Origin of the sequence: Candidatus Ulvibacter alkanivorans (assembly GCF_003333325.1) — a bacterium.
Classification (GTDB): Bacteria; Bacteroidota; Bacteroidia; order Flavobacteriales; family Flavobacteriaceae; genus Ulvibacter_A; species Ulvibacter_A alkanivorans.
Window position 1 is genome coordinate 1 of record NZ_QOLC01000100.1, and the last position, 15339, is coordinate 15339.

15 protein-coding genes are annotated in these 15339 nt (G+C 40.3%); 6 read left to right on the forward strand and 9 right to left on the reverse strand.

The genetic code is table 11. The features are described from left to right. Positions 1-19: 19 nt before the first annotated feature. From nqrF to DWA30_RS11770, 6 genes are read right to left on the reverse strand one after another with little or no spacing between them, the layout of a single operon-like run. Positions 20-1327, reverse strand: a complete 1308-nt coding sequence (nqrF, locus tag DWA30_RS11745; protein WP_114492739.1) for an NADH:ubiquinone reductase (Na(+)-transporting) subunit F — start codon at positions 1325-1327, stop codon at positions 20-22. Between the two features lies 1 nt (position 1328). Then, on the reverse strand, positions 1329-2069 hold the full coding sequence (nqrE, locus tag DWA30_RS11750; RefSeq protein WP_114492740.1) for an NADH:ubiquinone reductase (Na(+)-transporting) subunit E: 741 nt from the start codon (positions 2067-2069) through the stop codon (positions 1329-1331). 33 nt (positions 2070-2102) lie between these two features. Next, on the reverse strand, positions 2103-2750 hold the full coding sequence (locus DWA30_RS11755) for an NADH:ubiquinone reductase (Na(+)-transporting) subunit D (RefSeq protein ID WP_114492741.1): 648 nt from the start codon (positions 2748-2750) through the stop codon (positions 2103-2105). Positions 2751-2754: 4 nt separating this feature from the next. Further along, entirely contained in the window at positions 2755-3504 is a 750-nt protein-coding gene (locus DWA30_RS11760; protein ID WP_114492742.1) for a Na(+)-translocating NADH-quinone reductase subunit C, read from the reverse strand. A 4-nt stretch (positions 3505-3508) separates the two neighbouring features. Continuing rightward, complete coding sequence (locus DWA30_RS11765; RefSeq protein WP_114492743.1) at positions 3509-4726, reverse strand: NADH:ubiquinone reductase (Na(+)-transporting) subunit B; 1218 nt, start codon at positions 4724-4726, stop codon at positions 3509-3511. Positions 4727-4730: 4 nt separating this feature from the next. Then, entirely contained in the window at positions 4731-6083 is a 1353-nt protein-coding gene (locus DWA30_RS11770) for a Na(+)-translocating NADH-quinone reductase subunit A (RefSeq protein WP_114492744.1), read from the reverse strand. 180 nt (positions 6084-6263) lie between these two features. On the opposite strand from DWA30_RS11770, the gene DWA30_RS11775 reads away from it, so the two are divergent. From DWA30_RS11775 to apaG, 4 genes are read left to right on the forward strand one after another with little or no spacing between them, the layout of a single operon-like run. Beyond that, positions 6264-7517 (forward strand): type IX secretion system plug protein, encoded by a 1254-nt coding sequence (locus DWA30_RS11775; RefSeq protein ID WP_114492745.1) that lies wholly within the window; start codon positions 6264-6266, stop codon positions 7515-7517. Between the two features lie 57 nt (positions 7518-7574). Beyond that, complete coding sequence (locus tag DWA30_RS11780) at positions 7575-8963, forward strand: pyridoxal phosphate-dependent decarboxylase family protein (protein ID WP_114492746.1); 1389 nt, start codon at positions 7575-7577, stop codon at positions 8961-8963. A gap of 28 nt (positions 8964-8991) precedes the next feature. Further along, complete coding sequence (locus tag DWA30_RS11785; protein ID WP_168421776.1) at positions 8992-10122, forward strand: DUF3667 domain-containing protein; 1131 nt, start codon at positions 8992-8994, stop codon at positions 10120-10122. Position 10123: 1 nt separating this feature from the next. Continuing rightward, positions 10124-10510, forward strand: coding sequence for a Co2+/Mg2+ efflux facilitator ApaG/CorD (apaG, locus tag DWA30_RS11790; protein ID WP_114492748.1), 387 nt, complete (start codon positions 10124-10126; stop codon positions 10508-10510). A 1-nt stretch (position 10511) separates the two neighbouring features. On the opposite strand, the gene DWA30_RS11795 is transcribed toward apaG, so the two are convergent. Both DWA30_RS11795 and DWA30_RS11800 read right to left on the reverse strand, forming a co-directional pair. Continuing rightward, on the reverse strand, positions 10512-11522 hold the full coding sequence (locus tag DWA30_RS11795; RefSeq protein ID WP_114492749.1) for a DUF6695 family protein: 1011 nt from the start codon (positions 11520-11522) through the stop codon (positions 10512-10514). Next, positions 11519-12220, reverse strand: coding sequence for an NRDE family protein (locus tag DWA30_RS11800; RefSeq protein WP_114492753.1), 702 nt, complete (start codon positions 12218-12220; stop codon positions 11519-11521). Before DWA30_RS11800 ends, DWA30_RS11795 begins: the two co-directional genes overlap by 4 nt. 179 nt (positions 12221-12399) lie before the next feature. On the opposite strand from DWA30_RS11800, the gene pruA reads away from it, so the two are divergent. After that, entirely contained in the window at positions 12400-14025 is a 1626-nt protein-coding gene (gene pruA / locus DWA30_RS11805; protein ID WP_114492750.1) for an L-glutamate gamma-semialdehyde dehydrogenase, read from the forward strand. A 64-nt stretch (positions 14026-14089) separates the two neighbouring features. Continuing rightward, positions 14090-14656: an NUDIX domain-containing protein gene (locus DWA30_RS11810; protein WP_114492751.1), complete on the forward strand. Its 567-nt coding sequence runs from the start codon at positions 14090-14092 to the stop codon at positions 14654-14656. On the opposite strand, the gene rsmG is transcribed toward DWA30_RS11810, so the two are convergent. After that, positions 14646-15275: a 16S rRNA (guanine(527)-N(7))-methyltransferase RsmG gene (gene rsmG, locus DWA30_RS11815; protein WP_114492752.1), complete on the reverse strand. Its 630-nt coding sequence runs from the start codon at positions 15273-15275 to the stop codon at positions 14646-14648. The genes DWA30_RS11810 and rsmG overlap by 11 nt on opposite strands. Positions 15276-15339 lie beyond the last annotated feature (64 nt).

Consider the following 15339-nt stretch of genomic DNA (forward strand, 5'->3'; position numbering starts at 1 on the left):
ATACAATTAACACTATTAGTTATCCACCAAAATCATCGAATCGGATGTTCTCATCCGGGATTCCAAAATCTTCACCCATCTTTTGAACGGCTTGGTTCATAAGTGGGGGTCCACAGAAATACAATTCGATATCTTCCGGAGCTTCGTGATGATTTAAATAGTTGTCGATCACCACTTGGTGAATAAAGCCTACAAATCCGTCTCCTTCATCATTAATATCTTTTTTCACCTTCCAATTGTCTTCTTCTAAGGGCTCAGAAAGTGCCATATAGAACTTAAAGTTTGGAAAATCTTTTTCTAGGTTTCTGAAGTGGTCTATATAGAATAATTCACGTTTTGAACGACCTCCGTACCAGTAGGTTACTTTCCTTCCGGTCTTTAATGTTCTAAATAAGTGATATAAGTGTGAACGCATAGGTGCCATTCCAGCTCCACCACCAACATAAAGCATTTCAGCTTCAGAATGATTGATAAAGAATTCGCCATAAGGTCCCGAAATAACAACTTTATCACCTTTTTTACAGTTAAAAATATAGGAAGAAGCGATACCGGGGTTTACATTCATCCATTGGTTCTTAGAACGATCCCATGGCGGCGTTGCTACACGAACGTTTAGCATGATCTCACGACCTTCTGCCGGGTAAGACGCCATTGAATATGCACGCTCTACCGTTTCGGTATTCTTCATTACCAATGGCCATAAACCAAATTTATCCCATTCTTCTTGAAATTTATCGGGTGTATCATGTTCTTCCGGGTGTGCGGTAATGTCCATATCTTCAAACTTCACTTCACAGGGCGGAATTTCGATCTGAATATATCCACCGGCCTTATAGTTCATATCCTCAGGAATCTCTACCACAAATTCTTTAATGAACGAAGCTACATTGTAATTACGTACTACTGTAGCATCCCATTTTTTAATTCCGAAGACCTCTTCAGGAATATGGATGTTCATGTCTTGTTTAACTTTTACTTGACAAGACAACCGGGCACCTTCCTTAAGTTCCTTACGAGTAAAGTGAGGGGTTTCGGTAGGCAGTGCTTCTCCGCCACCTTCTAATACGTGACATTCACACTGAATACAGGTTCCTCCTCCTCCACAGGCGGAAGGCAAGAATATTTTTTGATTACCTAGAGTAGAAAGCAGTGTTCCCCCTGATTCTACTTCGATTTTCTTTTCATCATTAATCGTGATCGTCACCGGTCCCGATGGTGATAGTTTTTGTTTGGTGAATAAGAGCAGGGCTACCAACAATAAGGTCAGAACCAAAAAGGCTACGACGGTCGCAATGATAACTCCTAATGTGCTTGCTGCTAAAAACATATTATTGTTCTGTTATTTCTGAAACTGAAATGGTCTCAGACGATTCTACACGTTCATTTTCAACTTTTTCGATCTGTAATCCTAAATCATCGGGATTACTGTCTAAGGAAGGAGATTCTTCGTCTCCACCTGTCAACATTCCACCGAAACTCATAAAACCAATGGCCATTAGTCCGGTTATAATAAATGTAATTCCTAGTCCGCGTAAAGGCGCCGGCACATTAGAATAACGAATTTTTTCACGTATTGCTGCAATCGCAAGGATTGCCAAGAACCAACCTATTCCGGAGCTAAATCCGTAATTTAACGCAAGTGTAAACGTTTCAATTTCTCTAGACTGCATAAATAATGAACCTCCTAAAATCGCACAGTTTACTGCAATAAGTGGTAAGAAGATACCCAATGAAGTATATAGGGCGGGAGAAAATTTCTCTACAATTATCTCTACCAACTGTACCATAGTTGCGATGGTTGCGATAAACAAAATAAATGACAGGAAGCTCAAGTCGTAGTCTGCATATTGTGCACCCAACCACTGCAAGGCTCCTTCTTGTAGGATATATTGATCTAACAACCAGTTAAGCGGCACAGTCACGGTTAATACGAATATTACCGCTGCGCCCAGACCTACGGCTGTACTTACTTTTTTGGAAACAGCGAGGTACGAGCACATTCCGAGGAAATAAGCAAATACCATATTGTCTACAAAAACCGATTTAAAAAACAATTCTAAATGTTCCATATATTTTTAAGTTTTCAGCAGTAAAACAGCCTACTAGTTTTCTTCAATTAAGTCTTTATTGCGGCTACGTTGTACCCAAATAATCAATCCTACTACGATCAATGCCATTGGGGGCAGTACCATAAAACCATTGTTCTCGTAACCAATTGCATACAAGACGGTCTTTTCTACCGGATCTCCCAATACTTGGAAGCCGAAAAGCGTTCCTGAGCCGAACAGCTCACGGAAGAAACCAACGATGATCAAGATCACTCCGTATCCGAAGGCATTTCCAATACCGTCTAAAAATGATTTCCACGGACCGTTTCCTAAAGCGAAAGCTTCAAAGCGTCCCATAATAATACAGTTGGTAATAATTAATCCGATGAAGACCGAGAGCTCTTTACTTAATTCGTATGCAAATGCTTTCAGCACTTGATCCACGATGATCACAAGCGTAGCTACTACGATCAATTGAACGATAATTCGAATCTTAGACGGAATTACATTCCGCATAAGTGAAATAACAACGTTACCAACCCCTAATACAAAGACCACCGATATAGCCATTACGATCGACGGTTTTAATTGTGCGGTGATCGCAAGCGCAGAACAAATTCCCAATACTTGAATAGTAATCGGGTTATTGTCGGTTAACGGGTCTAAAATAAGTTTGCTATCTTTTCTAGATAAGAGTCCCATAGACTTAATTATTTAAATTTTTAAAATAAGGAACGTATAATCTTACGTCCTTTCGTAGCATTGCTGTAACACCATCACCTGTGATCGTAGCTCCTGCAAGAGCATCAACTTCATTGTCTGTGGTATCGGTATTTTTAGGATCATTGTTTCCTTTAGCAACATTGATCCCTTCGAACGCTCCCCCGTCCAAGAAACTTTCTCCGGTAAAGTCGTCCATAAAATATCGTTGCTTGATCTCTGCTCCAAGTCCCGGAGTCTCTCCTTTATGGTCGAAATACACTCCGGTAATGGTCATCGTTTTATCGACAGCCACAAAGCCCCAGATCGCATCCCAAAGTCCTTTACCTCGTACCGGCATTACATAGATCTCTTCACCATCCTTTTCACCAACAAACAATGGAAGTCGTCTTTGGTAATCTGAATCCTTTGCTTTTGCTTCTTCTTTTTTGATATCGATCAAGTAGGCCTCGTCATTTTCGGTAACTTCTCCTCCTTGGATCACGTATTGGTTCTTGATGTATTTCTCAAATTCGGCTTCTACCTCATCGGTTGAAATAAAACTAACGTCATTAGGGCCTTCATTTTCATTGATACCCATCGCATACAAAATATTTTGTTGCTTTTCGTAACGTTCGTTGGCTTTAATTTTTGGCTTCAACCCATTAGCAAAACCGGCTAATATCGTACCGACCACCACTACCATGATAATGGCAAATATGACGGTATAGCTATTTTTATCAGTGTTAATTGCCATAGTGCTATGCTGTTTTAACTTTTAAACGTTTTGCGCGTTTTTTAATGTTTCCTTGTAATACGTAATGATCTATGGTTGGTGCAAATACATTCATTAACAGAATTGCTAAAAACACTCCTTCCGGATACGCCGGATTGAACACACGTATTAATATAGAAATAAATCCGATGAGGAACCCATAGATCCACTTTCCTTTATTCGTTTGTGAGGCGGTAACGGGATCGGTGGCCATATACACGGCACCAAACAAGATACTTCCTATGATTAAGTGTTGCCAGAATGGAACGTTCATTAGTCCATAGAATTTGCTGCTATCGCCAATCCATCCTAATTCTACAACACCGTTAAAGATCAATCCCATTACCAAGGCACCAATTAGTGTACTAAAGATAATGCGCCAGCTTCCAATCTTCGTAAAAATTAAGAAGAGTGCTCCTAATATGATAAGCACCTTAGAGGTTTCTCCAACCGAACCGGGAATAAAGCCCCAGAACATATCCCAATAGTCGTAAACTACCGAGTTGTTTTGAGCGTAACTACCTAATATTGTCTCGCCGGAAATTGCGTCTACATTAGCACCCGCAGCGATCTCTTTTTGACGTTCTACTGCACCATGAACCCAAACCTTATCTCCACTCATCCATGTAGGATACGCAAAGAATAAAAAAGCACGTATAGTTAATGCAGGGTTTAGGATATTCATTCCTGTTCCTCCAAACACCTCTTTTCCAATCACGACACCAAAGATCACAGCTACTGCTAACATCCATAACGGTATGTCTACAGGCACGATTAGTGGAACCAACATTCCTGTTACCAAGTATCCTTCTTCTACCTCATGTCCTTTGATAACTGCAAACAAGAATTCTGCTGCCAATCCTACAACATAGGATACGATCACTAACGGAAGAACCGTCCAACAACCCAGAATAAAATTATCCCAAGTAAAGAAGTTCGCTACCGGAGCAGCACGCAAGGTTTCATCCAGTGCTGCATAGTGTTGATATCCGGCATTAAAGATTCCGAAGATCAAACAAGGAACCAACGCCATAATGACGATGTTCATCGTACGCTTTAAGTCGTCTGCTGCTCTAACGTGAGCTCCCGAATGCGTAGTTTCATTCGGCAAGTACAAAAAGGTATGCAATGCGTTGAACGCAGGCGCCATTTTTGTACCCTTATATTTCATTTTTAGCGTATGTAATTTTTGTTTCAATCCCATAGCATTATCCTATTTCTTTATACATTAAGTCCAACCCATTTCTAATAATCTGTTGGTGTGGTTGTTTCGATACACAAATAAACTCGGTAAGCGCAAAATCTTCCGGAGCCACTTCGTACATGCCTAATGCTTCCATAGCATCTAGATCTTCAACCATACAAGCCTTAAGGATTTGAAGTGGATAAATATCTAATGGAAATACCCGCTCGTAGTTTCCTGTTAGTACAAATGCTCTATGCTCACCGTTGGTATTGGTGTCTAGTTCGTATTTTTTCTTCGGAAACATCCACGAAAACGTCAAGGCTCTCGATGCAGATATCTTATCGAATACAGGTTTGTTCCAACCAAAGAATTCGTAGTCATCCCCTTCCGGAATCACCGAAACAGTATTACTGTAATACCCTAAATATCCTTTTGGAGATATTTTAGTTCCGGTCAATACATCTCCACTAATGACGCGAACGTTTTCTTCCTCTAATCCGGAATCATAAACAAACGTAGAAACTTCCGAACCAATTCGGGTGCGATAGTATTTTGGTGCTTTTACCGATGACCCAACTAATGCAACAACACGCTCGGCATTAAATTTACCGGTAAGCAACAACTCACCAATAATTACTAGGTCTTGAGCAGCAACTGTCCAAACGGTCTCCCCTTTATTAACAGGATCGATCTTGGCAATTTGCGTCCCAACATTCCCGGCAGGGTGTGGTCCAGAAACTGTATGTAAGACACAGTTCTTAAGGTTTGAAAAAGTGGATGAGGCACCACTTCCTACACTTACATGTACATCACCTTCTGTTAGTTTACTCAACGCTGTTACAGCCGCTTGAATTTCTTTTTCCTTACCGTTAAGTGCAAAATCAAGATCGGCCGCTAATGGTGCAGTAGAATGAGCCGAGATAAAAATTGCTTTAGGCGCTGTATCGGGATGAGCAATTACATCGTAAGGACGCTGCTTTACAAAAGGCCAACAACCCGATGCTAACAACAATTCCTTGATCGCAGCTGCATCAGACGTCTCAGGATTCAGACTCGAATACGCTTTAAAGGTGTCTTGAGGTTCTGCTTCAATTAAAATTCGAGTGATTACTCGTTTGGCACCACGCTCAATTTTAGTAAGTGTTCCACTCACCGGCGAAGAAAATTTAATAGATTCGTTCGCTTTCGAATAAAAAACAGTATCTCCTGCTAGTAGCTTAGCTCCTTCTTTGATCACCATTTTTGGTGTTATCAAGTGGAAGTCTGAAGGCCTGATTGCAAAGGTTCTAGATCGCGGTGCATTCGATAACGTTTTATCCGCTTCACCTTTCAGTCGTATGGTAAGACCTTTATTAATCTTAATGTCTTTGGACATAGGATAGATGTGTTAAAATTTCTTTTACTTCCCGAACAGATTTCAGGAGTGCAAATTTATAAATTTAAAGTAGCAACACATAATAAATGTTTATAATTTTTAACCACTTCTTAGTCACTTTAATTACTGCAATATTTAGGCATAAAAATTGTTTATCTTTAGCCGCGTAAAATAATTTTCATGATTAAAAGCACATTAGCATTCCTACTATTAATTAGTTTCATTCCAGTTTCCCTGGCTCAAGTTGATGAAATTATTGAACCTAATTATATACGTACCATCCAATTTAAAGGTAATACGCAACTTAGTCAGTTGCCTATAATCAACCTAGGGGATCGAATCAACCTATCGTTCGATGCGCTCAACGGAAAGGAAGAAGATTTCTATTATGTAATTACGCACCACAACTTCGATTGGACAACTAGCGATTTGGCTAAAAGCGAATATTTGGATGGATTTGATGAAGTGCGTATCGAGACGTATGAAAATTCACTTAATACCTTACAAATCTATTCAAACTACAGATTAAATATTCCGAATAGAGAAACACGAGGCCTGCGTAAAAGTGGAAACTACATGATTACGATTACCGATAGTGACGGATACCCAATATTTTCGAGAAAATTCATGGTGGTTGAAAACAAGGTGTCGGTGGCGGTAGCCATAAAACGTTCTCGCGACCTTAATTTTATCGACGAGAAACAAGTAGTACAGTTTAGCATCAATTCTCCAAATCTACTTTTGATCAATCCAAAAGAAACGGTTAAAACGGTAGTGCTTCAAAACAGCAACCTAAAAACGGCTATAACAGATCTTAAACCTCAATACACGCTTGGAAACGAGCTTATCTATCGCTACGACCAAGAAGCGTCTTTTTGGGGCGGTAATGAATTTTTGGCCTTCGACAACAAAGATGTTCGAGCGGCCAACAACAACATTCGTCGTGTTGTTCTAAATGATCTTTACGAAAATTTCCTTTTTACCGATCCTGCACGATTTAATCGCCCTTATACTTATAATCCGGATATTAATGGAAACTTCGTGGTTCGAAATATAGATGTACAGGATGCGAATATTGAAGCGGAATATGTTCGTATGCATTTTAACCTACAATATTTTGAAGACCTGGGGGATCGAGAACTTCACATTTACGGCAATTTCAATAATTGGTCTATAGATGGCAGCACCTATATGCGATACGATGAAGCAAGTGGCACCTACCGAAACGACCGATTGTTCAAACAGGGATTCTACAATTATAAATATGTTCTCGTAGACCGGGACGGTTCAATTGACGAAGGTGCCGTTGGTGGAAATTTCTGGCAAACCGAAAACGATTACACGGTACTGGTCTATTTTAGAGATCTTGGTGCTCGTTTTGATCGTATCGTGGGCATTGGCAAAGCCAATTCGACCGCCATTACAAATAATTAGTATAATTTTTTGTAAGTTCTATTCTGAAAAACCCTCATAAAGAGGAAAATCGATTGCATGAAAAAAGACCTGGAACTATTTACAAGAATAGCAAATTTGCTATTGGAGCATGAAGAAGAATCACCTGTAGTAGCTCCAATCCCGCCAAACGAACTATATGAGCAGCTTGACCTAGAACTCGATACAGCGCCAGCTTCCGAAGCATTCTTCGAAAAAACGCTAAAAGCACTGGTATTAAACACACCACGTACTGCCACTCGATTGTTCTTTAATCAATTGTTCGGTGGTAGAAATTCTAAAGCGACACTGGGTGATTTACTCGCCGTGTTGTTAAATAATAGCATGTATACGTATAAGGTCGCCGGACCACAGGTAGGAATCGAAAAAGAGATTCTAAAGCAGGTGTGCCGACAAATTGGTTATGGTAAGGACAGCAATGGAACGTTTGCACCCGGCGGATCCATGAGTAATTTTATGGCGCTGCTCATGGCGCGCGATGCCTATAATTCTAACATAAAGACCGAAGGAGTATCAGGGAAATTAACGCTTTATACTTCAACCGAATCTCATTATTCAGTTCCGAAGAACGCGGCATTCGCAGGAATTGGACGAGATCAAGTTCGGTATATCGAAACCAACGAAAAAGGGCAAATGAAAGTTTCTTTATTGGCCCAAACCATCGAAAAGGATATCGCAGCAGGCTACACTCCTTTTTTCGTAAATGCTACTGCCGGAACTACAGTTTTAGGTGCATTCGATGCAATCGAGCCTATTGCGGAGGTGTGCAAAAAGCACAAATTATGGTTACATATAGATGGAGCCTATTGTGGGAGTGTGATCTTTAGCGAATCGTACAAACATCTGGTTTCGGGACTACACCTCAGCGATTCCTTTAGTTTTAACGCGCATAAGATGTTGGGCACACCGCTTACTTGCTCAATTATCGTCACCCAACAGAAAAAACATTTATACGACTCCTTTTCGAACGATGCGGCCTACCTGTATCAAACCGATGGAGATGAATTTAACTTAGGTAAAACTTCTATACAATGCGGACGAAGGAACGATGCATTAAAACTTTGGACCTTGTGGAAATCGGTAGGAACTACCGGACTTGAAGGCATCGTCGACCAACAGTTCGAGCTCGCCGATGTGGCCCGTGACTATATTCGCAATCACCCCGATTACACCTTGTATAGTTTTGACGAATCAATTTCGGTTTGCTTTAATTACAAAGACGTTCCGGCTCAGGCGCTTTGTACGGCCCTCTATGAAAATGGCGCGTTGATGGTTGGCTTCGGAACCTTCAGAAATACCGAATTTATTCGATTGGTCACCATAAATGCCGGTAATAGTGAGGACGAAATTCTAGCGTTCTTCAATGTTTTGGAAACGTTTGTGGAAAAGCATCCAACCTTTAAACAACCCGAGATCTTTCAGCAGTAAAAGTTAAAAAATCGATTATCTTTACGAGGTGAGCACCAATAAACTTGTAAAGAGCAACAGCCGTAAAGCTACTAAATACCGAGGCGTCGAGTGCCTTAATTGTGGTCAGCCATTGGATTTAAGTGATGTCTATTGCCCATATTGCTCTCAACTAAATAGCACCAAGCAGCTTTCATTTAAAGACTTTTTTGGCGAATTCATTAACAGTATTGTAAGCTATGATTCACGTCTGCGATATACCGTTAAAGACCTCCTTTTTAGACCGGGAACTATCACATATAATTACGTTACCGGCAGGCGGTTGCGATATGCGAATCCGTTTCGTTTTTTCTTAAGTGTTTCTATTATCTATTTTATTCTGAACGGCTTGATCTCGACGTTTATTCCTTCGGAAACACCTGTCAATTTTAACAAGAGCAACGATTCTGTTGTTACCTATTCGTATGGCGAAGATACCTACGACTTGGAGGGACAAAAAATCACGGAAGACGCTAACAAAGCAATTTCAGCAGATTCGATCGACCCAGCATCAGTTGCGGTCGAGAATGATACTACCGAAAAAGAACTCGATTATATTTCAGAAAAAGACCTTGACACCTTATCGGCAGGGGAGCGAATCACCAGACGTATTATACTGTATAACGATTTTTACAAAAAGCACGAGGTGAACGATGCATCGACAGCCTTAAAAAGCTTAAATCATGAAAATACGTGGTTCAATCGGTGGCTATACCAAAAGACCGATGTTATAGACCGAATTAAGAACAACCCTATAAAATTTGCTAATTATTTAGCCGCTAAGATCCCTTTTTTCTTATTCTTTTTCACTCCATTTTTTGCATTGTTCTTTTGGTTGCTCTATTCTCGCAAAAGGTACAGCTATATTGAACATATGATCTTTATCTTTCATATTTTCAGTTTTCTCTTTTTGGCCATGCTCCTCTGTTTGCTTCCCGATCTACTTATAGGGGAAGATGTATTAATGGGAATTACTCTTATGCTTATAGGCCCCTTTTATTTTTACAAGGCCTTACGAAATTTTTACAAACAAGGCCGTTTTGTCACATTGATTAAATTTGTATTTTTAAACATCATTTTTTGGTGTAGCGCAAGTATTGCAGCGATACTATTTTTCGCTATTACCGCAGCGGTGTATTAGTATGGTACAGCAGGTAACTCAAGGAATAAAGGTCTCGGTAGAAACTCGTTTCGAAGGCACATTTTATACAGATTATAAAATGCAATATGCTTTTAAATATACCATAACCATCGAAAACCTTAGTAAAGATGCTGTCCAACTTACATCGAGATATTGGTTAATCAAGGATGCCTTACATAAAAACGAAATTGTAGAAGGTGAAGGTGTTATTGGCAAAAAACCGGTTATTCAACCCGGAGACCGTCACACATACAGTAGCGGCTGTTTGCTTCATGCACCCATTGGGTCTATGCAGGGTCACTACACCATGGTAAATCTTTCCTCAACTAAAGAACTAAAGGTGTCTATTCCGGTGTTTAAGCTTAGTGCTCCATTTTCGATAAATTGATCTAAGCAGATCGTGACTTAAATCCGGCTGCAAATTGCGCAAAAGTTGCAACTCGTTTGAATTGTATTTTCGATCCATTTTGGATAACATGACAATGAGCACAATGAGAATCGTAAGTAAATCGATACGTTGTATTCGGTTCAAAGTTTTCAGAATAAAAAACCCCATCAAAATCAGTGATACAATCTTCATTATACCTGCGAATTCTAAAATGATGCCTCGGCAAGTCCGTTTCAACCAGCTCGAACCAGGCCGAACTCCCAATACCTTCTAATTTTTGAGCTAATGGAGGAACTCGAGCAATAGATACACCCGGTTTTTCTGTGCGTGCCTTGTCAAAATAATTTAGAATGTTTTCCTTAAATGCAGATCCTTTATACCGTTGTATGTCACCATCAATTAACTCATACATTTTTTGATTGGTCGCTGCTTTTTCCACATTTCCAACCGTACTAGGCGTAAATAATTTATTAAAACGCAACGCTCTTTTTAAGCGGCTACTGCTCGTTGCCGCCATTAGTGTATCGGTCACAAACCTAGAACAATTGCTGCCCTTTCGAGTAAATGCACCATACGGTATATTAGCACGAGATTGAAATCTCTCGATAATTGCCATGGCCTTTTTATAATCAACGGTATCACACACAGAGGCTACTAGTCTTCCATTGCCATGCGTTTTGTCGGGATTATCGGCAATCCACTTTAAAAAACGATCTAAGTTTTGCAAGCGATATGTTTCTGAAAGCTCGGCCGCAAAGGGTATCTCCAATTCAGCATCGGTATGAGCACTCCGCACTCTTCCATATCCGGTTGGAGTTATATAGCGTCCAAAATCGTAATAGGTAGCATGACCCGAGCTGTTTTCGATAAGTATGATTGCGGCATGACCTGCTTTTATGTATTCTCGTGTTCCCAAGCCTACAAGTGGCAACAATTTGCAAATAAACTCATCACTCATGGTGACATAGGTATCCGGAAACGCAAGTACGATTATTTTTCCTGTAGGTCTCAAAGAGTAACGTTTGTTATGGATTGTTTCTGAAGATCTTCATATCGCATCGAAATAGAATCTTTCTTTAAGACTTGGGTAATACTTTTGGTCTTCACAAAACCACGGTCCATAACAAGATCGGTACGCTTATCTCCTTCCCCAGTGTTTTTGTGAAAATGCAATAATTCTTTTTCTGAAGGTTTCAAATGTTGAAACAGAAACGATGAGAACCATGCTTCTCTTTTCTTTTTAATCTCAGGCGTATAAAGTAAGGAAGAAGACCAAATAGCTGGTGCCAACGGTTTCTCTGTAAAATGAGAGTGTTCACCATCCCATACTAATTCGAAAAGTTTTAATTGTGAAGCCCAATCGGCCATAATTAAAGTAAATGGTTCAATACCGTTAAAATCAAAAGCATTAATGGTGGGAATTGCATCTTTAGTGGTTAGCAATGTCGTTACAATAACACCTCGGCTCATACGATATTCTGGAGCCCGTTGGTGCGCTGTAAACCCACCGTTTAACAAACATATTAGACGCTGTTGTTCACTTAAACCAATCCAGGTTCCACCGGCCAATTCGTCTTTAGGAAACACTAACTGCACCCCTTCTTTTTTATAAACAGTAGGAGGCAATGTGGTACGATCGGGTGCCTCATCCCGGTTTGAGGTCAATACAAACTTATTAGATGCAATTGGAACAAAAGTAACTGTACACATAAATACAAGGTCTACATTGATCATGGAAACTTACAAAAAAGGATGCAATTTGTTTGGCTTGGAGATAAAAACTAAGCATAGAAACGATATAAAGCTGCCTCTCCTTGGAGGCTGCTCCCAACCAAAATATTTGTATCTTTGCCCTTCTTTAATAACCCACTAAACAAACTAAAACACCTATGGGAAAAGGATTTTTTGAAGTACCGGTAGCCATCAATGAGCCAATCAATAGTTATGCTCCTGGAACACCGGAACGCGAGGAAGTTTTAAAAACATATAAAGCCATGTATAATAGCACGGTCGATGTGCCTTTATACATTAACGGAAAAGACATCACTACAGGTGATACAGCTACGATGGCGCCCCCACACGATCATAAACACATATTAGGGACCTACCATAAAGCTGAAAAGAAGCACGTTCAAGAAGCCATAGACACTGCTTTAGAAGCGCGGAAAAAATGGGCTAACATGCCATGGGAGCAACGCGCAGGAATCTTTTTACGCGCCGCCGAACTAATTGCCGGTCCTTATCGCGCTAAAATTAATGCGGCTACTATGCTCGCACAATCAAAGACAATCCATCAAGCAGAGATCGATGCTGCGTGTGAATTGATCGATTTCTTACGATTCAATGTACAGTTCATGACCGAGATCTATGCCGAACAACCCGAATCAACATCTGGTGCGTGGAACCGATTAGAATACCGCCCATTAGAAGGGTTTGTATATGCCATTACGCCGTTCAACTTCACCGCTATTGCCGGAAATTTACCTGCAAGTGCTGCCTTAATGGGGAACGTAGTGATATGGAAACCAAGCGACAGCCAAGTATATTCTGCGAAAGTAGTACTGGACGTTTTCCGTGAAGCAGGCGTTCCCGACGGTGTCATAAATATGGTAATGGGCGATCCGATAATGATCACCGATACTGTATTGGCAAGTCCAGATTTTAGCGGGATCCATTTTACCGGTTCAACACATGTCTTTAAAGATATTTGGCAAAAGATTGGAACCAATATCCATAACTACAAGACGTATCCGCGTATCGTAGGAGAAACCGGAGGTAAAGATTTTATTGTTGCTCACAAAACTTCAAATCCGAGGCAAGTGGCAACCGCAATAGCTAGAGGAGCCTTCGAATTTCAAGGACAAAAATGTAGTGCCGCTAGTCGTTGTTATATTTCAGAAAGCATCTGGAACGAAGTAAAAGAATATCTTACTGCGGATATCAACTCATTTAAAATAGGATCTCCGGAAAATATGGAGAATTTTGTCACGGCAGTGATCCATGAAGGTTCTTTCGATAAATTAGCCAGTTATATCGATAATGCAAAAAAAGACGACAACGTAGAAATTATAGCCGGAGGCAAGTACGATAAGAGCGAAGGATACTTTATTCATCCAACCGTTATTAAAACAGAAGACCCCAAGTACACGACCATGTGTACCGAATTATTTGGGCCGGTAGTTACAATTTATGTCTTTGAGGATGCTAAGTGGAACGAAACTTTGAAATTGGTCGATGAGACCAGTGAATATGCGCTTACGGGAGCTGTTTTTAGTGAAGATCGATATGCATTAGAAACTGCGGTTCGAGCACTTGAAAATGCAGCCGGTAATTTTTATATCAACGATAAACCAACTGGAGCTGTGGTTGGACAACAGCCATTCGGCGGTGCACGCGCAAGTGGAACCAACGATAAGGCAGGAAGCAAATTAAACCTGTATCGATGGATCTCCCCTCGTATGGTAAAAGAAACTTTTGTTTCACCAATCGATTATAAGTATCCATTCTTAGGATAAGGGATCTAAATAATTTTTTCTGAAAGCACCTGTTCTACAGGTGCTTTTTTTATATCTTTTACCTATGAAATACCATATTACCAATGAGGAAGTGGTCTTTAATGATCACTACAAAATGCTAAAGGCAGAAGTAACTTACGACACTTTTAAAGGAGACACTATTACGACCCAACGACTTGCTTTCCATAGAGGAGATTCGGTGGCGATTTTAATAGTAGAAAAGGACACCAACAGTATAATTCTCACCAAACAATTTCGATATCCGACCACTAAACACGATAAGGGGTGGTTATTAGAGATCCCTGCCGGGTCGATAGAAGAAAATGAATGTCCACTCACTTGTGTAATTAGAGAAACACGAGAAGAAACCGGGTATACCATTCAACAACCGGAACAACTATTTCACTGCTACCCATCGCCCGGTGCGTGTACCGAACGCACATTTCTTTTTTATGCTGAAGTTTCAGCAAGCGACAAAATTGAGTCCGGAGGTGGAGCCGCTTCCGAAGATGAAGACATTAAACTCGTAAAGATCCCTATAGCTGAAATAGACACCTATCTTTCAGAAAAAATTCACGATGCCAAGACCATTATAGCATTGCAGTGGTTAAAATTAAAGCTTACCCCTTAAATTTTAATGGAAGATGTACTACCGATTTGGTTTCGAAGAAGGGTTCTTCAAAGTAGTTGTTTAACGGATAAATAGTTGCCTTCGGAAAAGAAGCTAATTCTTCAGTAAGATCGCCGCCTTTTAAATACAGCACCCCATTCTTTAATTGGTGATGGCTCTTTTTTGCAACCTGTCCTTTCACCCATCGCACAAAGGTTTCCATTTGGGCCACTGCACGACTCACAATAAAATCGTAGGAACCATCTAACGATTCTGCTCGTGCATTCGTAATGGTCACATTGGTAAGTGCCAGTCCGGACGCCACCTCTTCGACCACTTTAATTTTCTTCCCAATACTATCTACCAAATGGAATTGTGTTTCAGGAAAGAGAATGGCCAAAGGTATCCCCGGAAATCCGCCGCCGGTTCCAACATCTAAGATATTTGCACCCGGCTGAAATGATTGAACTTTGGCTATACCCAGCGAATGCAGCACATGACGCAGGTATAATTCGTCGATGTCTTTGCGAGAAACGACATTTATTTTTAAGTTCCAATCTTCGTAAAGCGATTGTAACTGTGTAAATTGATCGAGCTGATTTTCAGTAAGTTCAGGGAAATAGCGTTCAATTAATTCCATAGTGCGTTATAAATGACAAAAATAGAATAACTTTCATAAAATTTATACAAGCGGCATGCGTTTT

What these genes read in the sequence shown, in the direction of transcription:
- nqrF (WP_114492739.1), bottom strand. Translation starts at nt 1,327, where the DNA reads ATGTTTTTAGCAGCAAGCACATTAGGAGTTATCATTGCGACCGTCGTA.
- nqrE (WP_114492740.1), bottom strand. Translation starts at nt 2,069, where the DNA reads ATGGAACATTTAGAATTGTTTTTTAAATCGGTTTTTGTAGACAATATG.
- DWA30_RS11755 (WP_114492741.1), bottom strand. Translation starts at nt 2,750, where the DNA reads ATGGGACTCTTATCTAGAAAAGATAGCAAACTTATTTTAGACCCGTTA.
- DWA30_RS11760 (WP_114492742.1), bottom strand. Translation starts at nt 3,504, where the DNA reads ATGGCAATTAACACTGATAAAAATAGCTATACCGTCATATTTGCCATT.
- DWA30_RS11765 (WP_114492743.1), bottom strand. Translation starts at nt 4,726, where the DNA reads ATGGGATTGAAACAAAAATTACATACGCTAAAAATGAAATATAAGGGT.
- DWA30_RS11770 (WP_114492744.1), bottom strand. Translation starts at nt 6,083, where the DNA reads ATGTCCAAAGACATTAAGATTAATAAAGGTCTTACCATACGACTGAAA.
- DWA30_RS11775 (WP_114492745.1), top strand. Translation starts at nt 6,264, where the DNA reads ATGATTAAAAGCACATTAGCATTCCTACTATTAATTAGTTTCATTCCA.
- DWA30_RS11780 (WP_114492746.1), top strand. Translation starts at nt 7,575, where the DNA reads ATGAAAAAAGACCTGGAACTATTTACAAGAATAGCAAATTTGCTATTG.
- apaG (WP_114492748.1), top strand. Translation starts at nt 10,124, where the DNA reads ATGGTACAGCAGGTAACTCAAGGAATAAAGGTCTCGGTAGAAACTCGT.
- DWA30_RS11800 (WP_114492753.1), bottom strand. Translation starts at nt 12,220, where the DNA reads ATGTGTACAGTTACTTTTGTTCCAATTGCATCTAATAAGTTTGTATTG.
- pruA (WP_114492750.1), top strand. Translation starts at nt 12,400, where the DNA reads ATGGGAAAAGGATTTTTTGAAGTACCGGTAGCCATCAATGAGCCAATC.
- DWA30_RS11810 (WP_114492751.1), top strand. Translation starts at nt 14,090, where the DNA reads ATGAAATACCATATTACCAATGAGGAAGTGGTCTTTAATGATCACTAC.
- rsmG (WP_114492752.1), bottom strand. Translation starts at nt 15,275, where the DNA reads ATGGAATTAATTGAACGCTATTTCCCTGAACTTACTGAAAATCAGCTC.